The 14,127-nt window shown below is 60.6% G+C and carries 10 protein-coding genes; 7 read left to right on the forward strand and 3 right to left on the reverse strand.

Translation table 11 applies throughout. The annotated features are described in order from the left end of the window. The 4 genes from P2W41_RS17155 (at window position 1) to pdeM (ending at window position 5,089) form a co-directional block, all read left to right on the forward strand. Window positions 1-1,140, forward strand: a complete 1,140-nt coding sequence (locus P2W41_RS17155; RefSeq protein ID WP_404933870.1) for an alpha-D-ribose 1-methylphosphonate 5-triphosphate diphosphatase — start codon at window positions 1-3, stop codon at window positions 1,138-1,140. Then, window positions 1,137-1,769 carry a phosphonate metabolism protein/1,5-bisphosphokinase (PRPP-forming) PhnN gene (gene phnN, locus P2W41_RS17160; RefSeq protein ID WP_404933871.1) on the forward strand — a complete coding sequence of 211 codons (633 nt, stop codon included), beginning with the start codon at window positions 1,137-1,139 and terminating at the stop codon, window positions 1,767-1,769. The genes P2W41_RS17155 and phnN overlap by 4 nt, the downstream gene beginning before the upstream one ends. 84 nt (window positions 1,770-1,853) lie before the next feature. Next, on the forward strand, window positions 1,854-4,385 hold the full coding sequence (locus P2W41_RS17165; RefSeq protein WP_404933872.1) for a ligase-associated DNA damage response DEXH box helicase: 2,532 nt from the start codon (window positions 1,854-1,856) through the stop codon (window positions 4,383-4,385). Beyond that, window positions 4,382-5,089, forward strand: a complete 708-nt coding sequence (gene pdeM, locus P2W41_RS17170) for a ligase-associated DNA damage response endonuclease PdeM (RefSeq protein WP_404933873.1) — start codon at window positions 4,382-4,384, stop codon at window positions 5,087-5,089. Before P2W41_RS17165 ends, pdeM begins: the two co-directional genes overlap by 4 nt. On the opposite strand, the gene P2W41_RS17175 is transcribed toward pdeM, so the two are convergent. From P2W41_RS17175 to P2W41_RS17185, 3 genes are all read right to left on the reverse strand, one after another. Next, window positions 5,090-5,869: a TIGR02186 family protein gene (locus P2W41_RS17175; RefSeq protein WP_292898828.1), complete on the reverse strand. Its 780-nt coding sequence runs from the start codon at window positions 5,867-5,869 to the stop codon at window positions 5,090-5,092. 3 nt (window positions 5,870-5,872) lie between these two features. Beyond that, entirely contained in the window at window positions 5,873-6,793 is a 921-nt protein-coding gene (locus tag P2W41_RS17180; RefSeq protein WP_404933874.1) for a sulfite exporter TauE/SafE family protein, read from the reverse strand. A gap of 303 nt (window positions 6,794-7,096) precedes the next feature. Next, complete coding sequence (locus P2W41_RS17185; RefSeq protein ID WP_404935011.1) at window positions 7,097-10,813, reverse strand: peptidoglycan-binding protein; 3,717 nt, start codon at window positions 10,811-10,813, stop codon at window positions 7,097-7,099. Window positions 10,814-11,250: 437 nt separating this feature from the next. Between P2W41_RS17185 and P2W41_RS17190 the strand changes: the two genes are divergently transcribed. The 3 genes from P2W41_RS17190 to P2W41_RS17200 all read left to right on the forward strand — a co-directional run bounded on the left by P2W41_RS17190 (window position 11,251) and on the right by P2W41_RS17200 (window position 14,064). Continuing rightward, a complete protein-coding gene (locus P2W41_RS17190; RefSeq protein WP_292898822.1) occupies window positions 11,251-11,718 on the forward strand; it encodes a MerR family DNA-binding transcriptional regulator in 468 nt (155 codons plus the stop codon). A 235-nt stretch (window positions 11,719-11,953) separates the two neighbouring features. Then, the gene (locus P2W41_RS17195) at window positions 11,954-13,750 is read left to right on the forward strand and encodes an acyl-CoA dehydrogenase C-terminal domain-containing protein (RefSeq protein WP_404933875.1); all 1,797 of its coding nucleotides are present in this window, start codon (window positions 11,954-11,956) and stop codon (window positions 13,748-13,750) included. Window positions 13,751-13,821: 71 nt separating this feature from the next. Further along, window positions 13,822-14,064 (forward strand): hypothetical protein, encoded by a 243-nt coding sequence (locus P2W41_RS17200; protein ID WP_007008152.1) that lies wholly within the window; start codon window positions 13,822-13,824, stop codon window positions 14,062-14,064. Window positions 14,065-14,127: the final 63 nt, after the last annotated feature.

Consider the following 14,127-nt stretch of genomic DNA (forward strand, 5'->3'; position numbering starts at 1 on the left):
ATGACGAACGAACTGGTCCTGAAAAACGCCCGCATCGTGCTGCCGGATGAAGTGATCGAAGGCAGCATTTCGATACGCGACGGGCGCATCACCGACATTGCCGCCGGCAATGCCTCTAGCGGTGAAGATATGGAGGGCGATTACGTCCTGCCGGGCCTTGTAGAATTGCACACGGATCATCTGGAGCGTCACTATGCGCCGCGTCCGAAAGTGCGCTGGAACCCGATCGCCTCGGTGCTGGCGCATGACGCGCAGATTGCCGCTTCCGGCATCACCACCGTGTTCGACGCGCTGCGGATCGGCCTTGATGAAGACAGCAATCTTGGCGCGCCGGAAATGCGCGAGCTCGGCCACGCGATCGAGAACAGCGTGGAAGCCGGTCGGTTACGCGCCGACCACTTCCTGCATCTGCGATGCGAGGTCTCCGCGCCCGATTGCCTGGAAGGGTTCGAACTATTCAGGAATGACAGCCGGGTGAAGCTCGCGTCGCTGATGGACCACTCCCCTGGCCAGCGCCAGTTCACCAGCATCGAGACCTACAAGGTCTACTACATGAACAAGACCGGCATGACGGAAGAGGATTTCCGCCAGTTCTGTGAAAAGCGCGTCACCCAGTCGCAGACCTATTCGAACAGGCATCGCAACGCCATTGCCGACATCTGTCGGGAAAAGGGCATCATTCTGGCAAGTCATGACGACGCCACGATGGAGCATGTGAACGAAGCTGCAACGCAGGGCGTACGTGTCGCCGAGTTCCCGACCACGCAGGAAGCTGCCAGGGCTTCCCGAGAGGCCGGCATGCAGGTGTTGATGGGCGCGCCCAACGTGGTGCGTGGCGGGTCGCATTCCGGCAATGTCTCCGCGCGCAGTCTGGCGGAAGGCAAGACGCTCGACATTCTGTCGTCCGACTATATCCCGTTCAGCCTCATTCAGGCCGCCTTTGCACTGGGCGAGACGGTTGAGCACATTTCGCTTCCACAGGCCGTGGCCATGGTTTCCAAGAACCCGGCCGAAGCTGTCGGCCTTGATGATCGCGGCATTCTTGAACAGGGCCGCCGCGGTGACGTGATCCGGGTGCGGGTAGACGAGCATGTGCCGATCGTGCGCTCAGTCTGGCGCGAAGGAGCGCGGGTGGCATGAGGTCATCGGCCACGCTGGAGCGCATTCTCGACGAGCAGGATTTCCCGATCCGGCACGGCGTTTTCATTGCAGTGGCCGGTCCTTCGGGCGCCGGCAAGGATTCGGTGATGGACTATGCGCGCCGGCGGCTCGGTCCGCAGGACAGCGATGTGACCTTTGTCCGCCGTGTCATCACGCGCGAGATGGACGGAGCCGGCGAGGCGCATGACTGCCTCACTCGGGTGGAGTTCGAAGAAGCGGAGCGCGAGCGTGCATTCGCGGTGAGCTGGGAGGCGAACGGTCTGAAATACGGACTGCCCGCCAGCGTCGACGAAATCGTGCGTGAAGGCCATGTGGCAGTCGCCAACGTTTCACGCGCGGTGATCCCCCTGCTGCGTGAACGCTATGGCAATGTGATTGCCGTGATCGTGACGGCATCGCGCGAGGTTCTTGCCGAGCGGCTTTCTCGTCGTGGTCGCGAAACCCGCGAGGAAGTGCTGGCGCGTCTTGAACGGGCGCACGCGAAGGAGCTCGCCGTGGAAGACGCAACAATCATCGATAACTCCGGTTCGCTGGAGGAGGCGGGCGAAAAATTTCAGGACATTCTGCGTCGTGCCGCCGCATGGAGCGCGGTGAGCGACAGCGTCTGATCCCCTTCCCTGCTCCAGAGATGCGGGCAGACGCCAAAAGCACCTCTTGGCGCGCCCTCTGTTCTGGTTTAGTTCTAACGCATCTTGGAACACCGGACGCACCCTATTGACGGCATTGCCGCGCCCACCCTGCCAGCGCCCTTCAGCGAATGGTTCGCCACGCGTGGGTGGCAGCCGCGTGCGCATCAGCTGGAGCTTCTGGCACGCACGCAGGCCGGTCGCTCCGCGCTACTGATAGCGCCGACGGGTGCCGGCAAGACGCTCGCCGGTTTTTTGCCAACGCTCACCGATCTCGCGGACCGGCCAAAACCTCGCCCCGGCGAAGCGCGACGCGGGGTGCACACGCTCTACATTTCGCCGCTCAAGGCACTCGCCGTCGACATTCAGCGCAATCTCAACATGCCGGTGGCCGAGATGGAGTTGCCGGTGACCATGGAGACACGCACCGGCGATACGCCCACCCACAAGCGCCAGCGGCAGAAGCATGCGCCACCCGACATTCTGCTCACCACGCCCGAACAGCTTGCCCTTCTTATCGCGTCCCCCGATGCGGAGCGCTTCTTCTCGCACCTCAAATTCGTGGTGTTCGACGAATTGCATTCGCTGGTGATCTCCAAGCGTGGACATCTACTCTCACTCGGCCTTGCGCGGCTGCGCCGCCTGCGGCCGGAGCTGCAGACCATTGGTCTTTCTGCGACCGTTGCCGAGCCTGAAGCACTGCGCCGCTGGCTGGTGCCGCAGGACAGGCCCGACGCCATGGCCGACATCGTGACCGTGTCCGGCGGCGCAAAACCACACATTACCATTCTGGAAACGGACGAGCGCGTGCCCTGGGCCGGACACTCCGCGCTCTATGCCATCCCGAAGGTCTATGAGGCGATCAAGGCGCATCGGACCACCCTGCTTTTTGTCAATACGCGAAGCCAGGCCGAGCTTCTGTTTCGCGAATTGTGGCGCGCCAATGAAGACAATCTGCCGATTGCGCTGCACCACGGCTCGCTGGATGTCGGCCAGCGGCGCAAGGTGGAAAAAGCGATGGAGACCAACAGCCTCCGGGCCATCGTCGCCACGTCGACGCTGGATCTGGGAATCGACTGGGGCGATGTGGATCTCGTCGTCCATGTGGGCGCGCCGAAGGGAGCGAGCCGGCTGGCGCAACGCATCGGCCGCTCCAACCACCGCATGGATGAGCCGAGCCGCGCCATTCTCGTGCCGGCAAATCGCTTTGAGGTGATGGAGTGCCGCGCGGCGCTTGAGGCAAACTATCTTGGCGCGCAGGACACACCGCCACTGGTGGAAGGCGCACTCGATGTGCTGGCTCAGCATGTGCTGGGTTCGGCCTGTGCGGCGCCGTTCGATGCCGATCTCCTCTATGACGAGGTGGCGAGTGCGGCCCCCTATGCCGGGCTGGACCGGGTGACATTCGACCGTATTGTCGAGTTTGTAGCGACGGGCGGCTACGCGCTGAAAAGCTATGAGCGCTATGCCCGCATCCGCAAGACGAAGGACGGGCTCTGGCGCATCGCCAACCCGCGCATCGCACAGCAATACCGTCTGAATGTCGGCACCATCGTCGAATCGCCGATGCTGAATATCCGCATGGTGCGGCCTGGGCGCGGCAGCGCCTCGCGCGGCGGACCGGTTCTTGGGAAGGTAGAGGAGTATTTCCTCGAAACCCTGACACAGGGCGACACCTTCCTGTTTTCAGGCCGTGTGCTGCGCTTCGAGGGCATTCGCGAGAATGAGTGTCTTGTCTCGGTGGGCGGCGGCGAGGACGCCAAGGTGCCTTATTATGCGGGCGGAAAATTCCCGCTTTCCACCTATCTGGCGTCGGAGGTTCGCGCCATGCTGGGGGACCCGAAACGGTGGAAGGCATTGCCGCCGCAGGTGGCCGAGTGGCTTTCCATCCAGCACGACAAATCCATCCTGCCGCGCCGCGAAGACCTTCTTGTGGAGACCTTTCCACGCGGCAACCGTTTCTACATGGTGCTCTACCCGTTTGAAGGACGGCTCGCGCACCAGACGCTCGGCATGCTTCTCACCCGCCGGCTCGAGCGCGCCAGCGCACACCCGCTGGGCTTCGTCGCCAATGACTATGCCATTGCCGTATGGGGCCTCAACGATATGAGCGCCATGTTGAAAAGCAGCAAGCTCAGCCTGGCCGCGCTCATGGACGAGGACATGCTGGGCGATGACCTCGAAGCATGGATTGCCGATAGCTGGCTTCTGAAACGCACCTTCCGCAATTGCGCGCTGATTTCCGGCCTCGTGGAAAAACGCCATCCCGGCCAGGAAAAGACCGGCCGGCAGGTGACCGTTTCCGCCGACCTGATTTACGACGTTTTGCGGGCCCATGAACCCGACCACATTCTCATGCAGGCCACATGGGCGGACGCCGCGCAGGGGCTGCTTGATGTCAGGAGACTGGGCGAGATGCTGTCGCGCATTCGCGGACGAATCGTGCATAAGGCGCTGACACGCATTTCGCCACTCGCCGTGCCCATCATGCTCGAAATCGGCAAGGAAGCGGTGGCCGGTGACGCAAACGAAGCGCTGCTTGGCGAAGCTTCGCGACTTTCGGGCGAGGAATTGATGCAGGAGGCCCTCGAAGCATGAACAGCCTGGCACCCGCAACCGATGCAAGCACAGCGCTGACCGTGCGCATTGCCGGGCACGAAGCCGTGTGCGACTGGCGCGGTGTGCTGTTCTTTCCGGCGATGGGCCTGATGGTCGTTTCCGACCTGCATCTGGAAAAGGGTGCGGCCTTCGCCCGGCGCGGCCGCATGCTGCCGCCCTATGACACCGCTGCAACCCTGAAGCGGCTGGAAGGCGTTTTGGCAGATTACGACCCCGAGATGGTCATCAGCCTCGGCGACAGTTTTCACGATGATGAGGGTGCAGCCGAAATGCCCACGCTTTTCCGCGAACATCTTGTCCGAATCATCGACAAGCGCGACTGGCACTGGATTGCCGGCAATCATGATCCGGGACCTCCTCCGGACCTGCCCGGCCACTGCGCACGGGAAATCGCCATTGATGGCCTCACCTTTCGACACGAACCCGCCCGCACTGCGGGCCCGGGTGAAATCGCCGGGCACCTGCATCCGGGGGCGCGCATCGTGCGACGCGGACGTGGCGTGCGACGGGCCTGTTTCGCGTGTGACGGAAGCCGGCTCATCATGCCGGCATTTGGCAGCCTGACGGGCGCGCTCAATGTGCTCGACCGCGCTTTCAGCGGGTTGTTCGAGCGTGAAAGGCTGACAGCCTACATGCTTGGCCGACAGGGTATCTACGCCATTGCCGGAAGCATGTTGCGATGATCAGTCCTTGCGGAAAAACAGCCGCCCAAGCCAGCCTGTCACAATCGCGATCAGCACGGAAAGAATGCCATAGAGCATGCTGTTCTGATGCGCGAACTGATAGAGGCGCTGCTCAAGCCCAGCCTTGCGAATGGTGAGTTGAGCCGAGGTTTCACGTAGAAACATGCCGTTGCGAAACAGAAAGGCACGAGCTCTATGCGTGCCGACTGCGACGTTGGGGGCGAGCCTGAGCGAGGCTCTGAAAAGGCTTTGTGAGAGAAACCGCACCGCCCCTGGCCGCGTCGAGTAAAGGCCTTCGGCCTCCTTGCGTTCGCGCAGCGCACGCGTGAATTCCTCGATCGTTTTCGGATCGCCATCCGCATCGAGTGGCTGAAGATGAAGATTGTCCGCACCCAGCGCCAATTGCCGATAGCCATCAGGGGCCGTGATATCCTGCGGCGCGCGCGTGAGCGCCATGGAATAGGAGGCGGGGACATCGCGGAAGATCACCGATTCGGTATTGATCCACATGCCAGCGACGCGGGTTTTCTTGCGGACCGTCACGGGGCGCGGCGGCCCTTCCAGAACCACGATCACGTCGTAACGTCCCTGCCGGGCAATCAACGGATCTGCATTGTCGAGTGCGCCAAAGATGGTGAGTTCGGCGCCGCTGAAATCGGAGGTGATCGAAACCTGATCTGTAGACAGACCAATCTGGATATTCTCCGGAATACGATCCTGTGCCTGCACCGCCGAGTAGGACGTCAACAGGATGAGGGCGAAGAACAGGGCAAACCGCATCGCTCAACCTCCCGCCAGTGAGAGCGAGTAGACGCTCTCGGGACGAACGAAGAGGTCAAACCCAAGACGAAGCGCCACCGCCAGAACGAGCAGTGCAAGAAGCGCACGCAATTGCTCGCCGCGAAGCTTTTGCCCCACCCTTGCGCCATATTGCGCGCCGGCAACCCCACCCACCATGAGAAGAAAAGCGAGCACCACGTCAACGGTCTGGTTTGCCGTCGAATGGATAATCGTCGTGAAAGCGGCCACGAAGATGATCTGGAACAGCGATGTACCGATCACGACATTCGTCGGCACTTTGAGGAGATAGATAAGCGCCGGAACCATAATAAAGCCGCCGCCTACACCCATGATCGATGCCAGAAAACCGATGAATGCTCCGAGCGCCAGAACTGGGATGACACTGACAAATAGCTTCGAGGCTCGAAAGCGCATCTTCAGCGGCAGGCGATGGATCCAGTTGTGCTGGCCAGGCTTGCGCAGTGTGACCGTCTGGCCACCGCGGGACCGCCTGATGGCGCGCACGCTTTCCATCAGCATCAACCCACCGACCACGCCCAGAAATGCCACGTAGAGCAGTGAGACGATCAGATCGAGCTGCCCCAGACGCCTTAAATAAGCAAAGACGGAGACACCCAGAGATGCACCAACTATACCGCCGGCCAGCAATACGGTGCCTAGCTTCAGGTCAAGAGATTTGCGTTTGAAATGCGCCAGTGCACCCGAGAACGACGATGCAATCACCTGGTTGGCGCCGGTGGCAACCGCAATGGCGGGGGGAATATTGTAGAAGATCAGGAGCGGCGTGATGAGAAATCCGCCACCGACGCCGAACATGCCGGAGAGAAAGCCGACCGCGCCGCCCATGGCCAGCAGCACGAACACGTTGACGGACATTTCGGCGATTGGGAGATAAATACCCACCCGCGGCACCCGAATAATTGTTTGCCCGGCGACGACGCCAGGCGAGATGTGGAAGCATTATGCGTGCTTCCGTTCTGCGCTCTGGCGGTCACGAAGTCAAACCGAGTTGTCACGAAATCGGGAAAAGTTTGAACGACTTGCCCGGCGAAAGTGAAGTGCGGCCATTCTGACACACCGGGGCGGACAGGCAGCCTTCCACGATGCACCCCGCACGAACGGAAGGATGCGGCGGACATTCGCCGTTACGGGCGATTTCACCCACACGCGATTTGCAGCCGCCTGTCTATGAAACGCCCAGCCTTCTTACTGGGCCGCCGCTGCCGCCTTGTTCTTTTCCAGAAGGGCGCGCACCAGCGCTTCATCCACTTCTCCGGTCGGCGTCATGCCGTTGGCCTTCTGAAAGGCGCTGATCGCCATTTTCGTTTTCGCACCCATGATCCCGTCGGGTTTGCCTGCATCAAACCCCTGCTGATTCAGGATCAGCTGAATGTTTGTAACCGCCTTCTTCATGTCCACGCTTGCCGTCAGCTCGCGGCTCTCGCGCCAGGATTCTGGAACATCCACCATGTTGACGGCGGGATCGATTGATTTGGCCTTCCACAGAGCCGTCTTGTTCTTTGCCTGTTCCAGCTTGTCTGGCGAAAGGGCAGCAGCGATTTCATCGCGTTTGCCGGCGGCATCCGCATCCCCGCCATTGGCGACGATGGCGAACCATTTGTAGGCTTCCGTCAGATCCTGCGGCACGCCCATGCCTTTGGCAGAGAGAATTCCAAGATTGAACTGGCTATCCCTGACGCCATGTTCAGCCGCTTCCAGAAACCAGCGGGCCGCGGAGGCATTGTCGGCCGGTCCGTCGGCGCCCATGGCATAGAGGACACCCAGATTGTGCATCGCGCCGGCATTGCCCTGCTGTGCCGCAAGCTGGAACCACATTTTCGCCTTGGCTGCGTCGCGCTCGACGCCGGTACCTTTCTGATAAAGATCGCCGAGCCTGTACTGAGCCGGAGCAAAACCGGCTTCAGCGGCCTTTGTGTACCATTCGATAGCCTTTGAAATGTCCGCAGTCGTTCCGCGCCCTTCCGCATAGCGGCTGGCAATTTCGAAATACGCTTTCGGGTCTCCCCCAGCAGCCGCTTCCCGGAGCGGCACCGGTCCGGCATCCATGGGGATCTCATCAAGCGAAACCGGCTGAACGACTTCCGAAATCGGCAACTCGGGGGTGTTCTCTGCTTCCGCGACCGGAAGTGGCTCTTCAAATTTTCCTTCGGCAGGCCCATCCATCTCCGGCATGGAGGCCAGCGTGTCCACCGCCTCGTCCGAGGTGTCATCAAACGCCACTTCTTCCAGCGGCTGTTCATCGAGAATGCGAACAGGCCGTTCCTCGGCTTTGGCCAACACGGGTGCCGTTTCTGACGTCAGGCTGTGGCTTGCGACCGGCGTCGGAATAGAGGTCGAACTCGACAGATAAGCCTTGCTCATCTGGTAGCCGCCGGCGACCACGATACCGGCTCCGAGCATGACCATAAGAGGTTTCTTACTGCGTTTGAGAAGGCGGCCGAGACCGAAGCCGCCGCGCTCCTCTGTCGCCTCGCCCCTGCGCTTTTTGAGGATCTCCGCTTCAGCGGCGGCTGCCTGCGCCGCCCTTCTTGCCGCTGCGATGAAGTCGGATTTCGCCGCGTCGTCTGTCTCCGCGCGTGCGGGTGCTTTCTTTTCGTCGCGCACACGGCGCAGGATCGCATTGAGGTCCGGGGCCCCCGAGCCTGGTTCCAGCGGCTGATTGATACGTTCAGCGTCAAGTTCCACGGCGTCGAGACTTGCATCGACTTCGAAATCGATCTCCCCGCCTTCTTCCTCCGCGATCTCGGTTTTCTGTTTATCGCCGCGTGCACCCCATGCACGGGACAGGCCTCCGAGAAGGGATGTCCGACCTGGTTTTGCCTGCTCATTCTCACCGTCCTCATCCAAAGCTGCGCGCGCGGCGGCGGCGGCGGCTTCGGCGGGTGAGCGGTTGGGCGCGGGCTCATAGTCCTCAACCCCTTTAGAGGCGGGTTCGTCTTCAACAGGCGAAATCGACGGGGCGGCCGCAACGGCAATTTTCGCCGCATCGCCACGGCCTCCGGCTTTCGCGGTCCCCTCTACTGCGCCGATCCGATCGACAATCTTGAGAAGCGTGTCGTGGATGGCTTCAAACGTCTTGGTGTTGCGTTCGTCCGATTTGCGCGTGAGTTCCTCAAGAGCCCGCAGTTCCGCCCGCAGTTCGCGGTCGAAAGCCTCGGCTTGCGGAGTGCTTCCGAGAGCGCCGATCGCTTGTTCGGCAGCGTGACGTGCAGCTTCAACGACAGCGGCGCGGTTCTCGTGAATAGAACGCTCGATGTTCTCCAGACGCGGGGCCAGGTCCTCGAATTCCGGCAGATCGGCGCCCGGGCGCGACAGATGTTCGGAAAGACTGCGGACCTGCGCTTCGAGATCCCGGATCACGTCGGGATCGACAGAGGAGGCGTTTGCCGAGGATGCCTGCAGGCGCCCCGAGATGTCATCGAGCCGAGCTTCCAGTGCTCGGAGCGCGTCACTGTCAGCCCTTCCAGCACTGGCACCCGTATCGAGACGCGCGACCAGTTCGTTGAAACGGGCATCGATCGTCGCCATGATCCCCGCCTCGTCCTGAACAGGATGGGACCTCTCATCGATCCTGGCAGAAATTTCCTGCAGACGACGTTCCAGCTCGTCGACGAGCGTTCGGCTCTGCTCGACCACATCTCCCTGTCGTTGCTCGATCATTTGGGAAAGGTGCGCGAAACGATCCTCGATGCCACGCAGCATATGCTCAGCCATCTGTGGCTGCGGCGTGTTGTCGAGTTTCTCTGCAATACCGGCAATTTGCCCGGCGAGCCGCTCCACGGTCTGTTCGGGCATATCGATACGACGGGCGATATCGTCGACCCGTTGCGACAAGGAATAGAGCTGATCGCTGAGCTGCCCGACGGCCTCGCCACCTCCGCGCTCGGCGAGCAGTTCCGACACCTGGTTTGCAAGCGAGGAAATGCGGGCCTCAATGCGCTCAAACGGCTGCGGATCAAAGCTTGCGGCCTGCGCTTTCGGGGCCGAAGCCGCGATTGCCCTGCTGATTTCGTCCAGACGTTCGTCAAGCGCGGCATAGATTTCGGGATTGCTTTGCTGCTTGCGTTCAAGCAGCTGGTCAAGCGCACCGGCCAGTGTACGCACACGGTCCTCAAGAGACTGGATCGAAAGGGACTCGGGCAGATTGTTTACCGCATGGGCAATTTCTTCGATGCGCTGATGCAGCATTTCGATCGCCGGGTCGCTCCTGCGAATGTCACTGGAAACACGGTCCTCGAACGCGCTCCAGCGATCATCGAGGGCATCCCAGCGCTGATCGACCGCACGCAGTGTCTCTTCACGCGCAAGCTTGGAGATGGACGATTTCAGCTCTTCCATTTCCAAACGCAGCATCTTGACGTTCTTGTCGTCGCTGCGTTCTGCAAGCTGACCAATGGCATTGGACAGGCGCTCGAACTCAACCACGAGCTCCCGGCTCAACGCGGCGTTGGGCACGGAAGCCATGATGCCAGCCAACTCACGGCGCAAAACCGAGAACTCGTCGTTCAGACCGGAACGCATCGCATCATGCAGATCCGCGCGTAGTGTCTTGAGCTCATTTGCAATGCTTCCGATCGAAGCGATTTCACGTTCCTGCCTATGGCTGCGTTCAAGCTCGTGTGCAGCGCGCTCGAAGGACGTATGCGGCGGCGCTTTGCGTCTGTGCGGCGCTGACCTCTCCATCGGTCGGGCATAGGTCTGCGATACGGTTTCGGAAAGTTCCTGGATACGGCGGGCAACCTCATTCTCTTCGGCGTTATGGTCGAAACGGCCCGTTGCATGCCCGAGGCGATGCTCCATTTCTTCCAGCGTTCGGCTTATCTCATCAAGAGACGCGTTCGCCCCTGGTCGCCGCCGACGACCGGCATTTATGTTTTCCAGATAGGAACGCTTGTTGTTCATCGGAACGCCCGCCTCTCCACCGGTTGCCGGTTGGCCATCGATAGTTCTTGCCACGCGGGCCCTTGAGCTTTGGAACGCCGGGACGGCAGAAGACAAACGCTGCAAAGATACCCACGGTCAGGCTGCCATTCCCGAGGCGACAAAAGCCAACGGGCACGGTCTACTGACGAACCCACAATTCCCCGATCATGGTAAACACGGAGTTAATATTTCTTACCGGCGATTAATCATACGCGCGGAAATCCATCGAAAAGGTTGTTGGCAAGCCGTTCACAATTTGGCTTGCGGCCCTTGTAATGCCGCATTCTGCAACGCATAAGCCCGCCTTCAAAACATGTCTGCGTGGTGCATTCTCCGCCATCAGCGGAGCTTGACCAACAGGTATGGCACCATTCCGGGCCCTCACCGGAGTGTTCATTCGATACGGAACAGTGATCATGACGAACATTGCAAAGGCTGTTGAAAACACAGCCGAGGGAAATGATTCTCCCAATCAGTCCGAAGACTACACCCGCATTGGCGAGATGGCGCGCGAGTTCGGCGTCACTCTTCGCGCCTTGCGGTTCTACGAAGACAAGGGCCTTCTGACGCCGGAGCGAATCGGCACCTCGCGCCTTTACTCCCGCAACGACAAACTCCGCCTGCAGCAAATTTTGCTTGGCCGAAAGATCGGCTTTTCGCTGAGCGACATCAAGGAAGTCCTGGACCTGCACGATCCCGCAAAGGACCGCGGGGCAGGCAATGTCGAACAGCTGAAGCTCGTGCTCAGAAAATCTGAACGCCAGATGGTGAGGCTCGAAAAGCAGCAGCGCTCCATCGAAGATGCGATTTCCGAGCTCAAGAAGCTGATTGCGGACGTGACGGGACGACTGGAAAGCACTTCGGCTCTCAGTACAGCCGGCTGATTCCATCACGGCATCCAGGCTGCGGGGACGAAGCGCTCCAAACTCGGGCAGACACCGCTCCACATTCCGCTCCACGTTCATTGCCGGACAGACCGTGCCGACACAACTCCGCGCGGGGCTGAATCACGCCATGCGTCGTTTTTGACGTTTACGCAAACGTCAAAATTTGCTAAAGCGCCTGGAACGCTGCGCGAAAGTTCTGTTCGCGCCGAATTCCGAGAGCTGGAGGAGTCTCATGCCGACCTACCGGGCGCCCGTACGCGACACGCTTTTCGTGCTCAACGATGTTCTTGGCTATGGCAATCACGACAATCTGCCGGGCTTTTCCGATGCCTCGCCGGACATCGTCGAAGCGATCCTGAGCGAAGGCGCCAAGCTGGCCGAAAACGTCATGCAGCCGCTCAACCGGGTTGGCGACGTGGAAGGCTGCACCCGTCATGACGATGGCTCCGTGACCACGCCGAAGGGTTTTGACGAGGCCTACCGTCAATATTGCGAAGGTGGCTGGCTCGGTCTCTCCGTGCCTGCAGAATATGGCGGCCAGGGCCTCCCCTACACGGTGCACTCGGCCGTCAGCGAGTATCTGGTTTCCGCCAATATGGCGCTGATGATGTATCCCGGCCTCACGCAGGGCGCCATCGCGGCGATCCTTGCGCATGGGACCGAGGAGCAGAAGCAGAAGTGGCTGCCGAAGATGGTGGAAGGCAGCTGGACCGGCACCATGAACCTGACCGAACCCCATTGCGGCACCGACCTCGGCCTCCTGACTTCCAAAGCCGTGCCGAATGGCGACGGCACATACAAAATTTCCGGCCAGAAGATTTTCATTTCCGCCGGCGAACACGACCTTTCGGAAAACATCATCCATCTGGTTCTGGCCCGCATCGAGGGCGCACCCGCCGGCGTGAAAGGCATCTCGCTCTTCATCGTGCCGAAGGTGATGGTCGACGATGCCGGCACGCCCGGTGCGCGTAACGGCGTTTCCTGCGGGGCCATCGAGGAAAAGATGGGCATTAACGGCAACGCCACCTGCGTCATGAATTATGACGACGCCACCGGCTATCTGCTTGGCGAGGAGCATGGCGGCCTCAAAGCCATGTTCACGATGATGAACGAGGCGCGCCTCGGCGTCGGCCTTCAGGGCCACGCCGTCGGCGAGGCTGCCTATCAGAGCGCGGTGGAATACGCGCGCGAACGGCTTCAGGGCCGCTCGCTCACCGGGCCGAAAGCGCCGGAAAAGAAGGCCGATCCGATCATCGTCCACCCGGATGTGCGCCGTAACCTGATGACGATGCGTGCATTCAACGAAGCGGGCCGCGCGCTGATCCTGTGGACAGCGCTCCAGTCCGATATCGCGCATCTGTCGGAAGACGAAAAGGATCGCGAAGCGGCATCCGACCTCCTGGCGCTGATGACGCCCGTGATCAAAGGTGTTCTCACCGACAAGGGCTTCGAGCACGCCGTCATGGCGCAGCAGCTTTTCGGCGGTCATGGCTATATCGAAGAGCATGGCATGAGCCAGTTCGTGCGCGATGCACGCATCGCCATGATATATGAAGGCGCGAACGGTATTCAGGCGCTGGACCTGGTGGGCCGCAAGCTTCCAGCCAAGGGTGGCCGCGCCGCACAGGCCTTCTTCAAGGAGGTGGGCGATTTCTGTGAGACCCATCGTGGAGACGAGGCGATGGCCCCCTTCACGAAGGCGCTCAAGAAAGGCCTCAACGACCTGCAGGCCGCTTCGCTGTGGCTGATGCAGAACGCCGTCCAGAAGCCTGACAATGCGGGCGCGGCCTCCCATGACTACATGCATCTGATGGGCCTTGTGGCGCTCGGCTACATGTGGGGCCAAATGGTCAAGAAAGCGCAGGAGCAGATTGCCGCCGGTGCCAATGGCGACGCCTCCTTCCTTGAAGCCAAGATCGCCACCGGCCGATATTTCATGGAACGCGTCATGCCCGAAACGGCGGCGCATCTTGCCCGTATCTCCACCGGCGCCGACGCGATGATGGCACTGCCGGAAGAGGCGTTTTGACTGGCATGAAAGCCGTGCTCGTTCTAGCGTAATGCCATCTCATCCGTTGAGAGAGCTCTGGGAGGTGAAACTTGGCAACCAAAGGTGATTTAGTGGATTGGGTTCAAGCGGCTCTTAAATCCGCCGGAGGCTCTGCATCTCTATTGTACGTCGCCAAGTACATCTGGGAAAATTACGAACTCGAGCTCCGCAAAAGCGATCTCTTCTTTACTTGGCAATATGACATGCGTTGGGCCGCTAATACACTGCGCAGACGGGGCGTGATGCTCCCTGCTAACGACGACCGTCGCGGCAAATGGACCTTAAGTGAATAGCCCAGAAGGGATGTTCCATGACTAGTAATCCACAGTCCGTACTTGGCCTTTCCCGGCCCGACT

Origin of the sequence: Nitratireductor sp. L15S-10 (genome assembly GCF_045011005.1) — a bacterium.
Taxonomy (GTDB): Bacteria; Pseudomonadota; Alphaproteobacteria; order Rhizobiales; family Rhizobiaceae; genus Nitratireductor.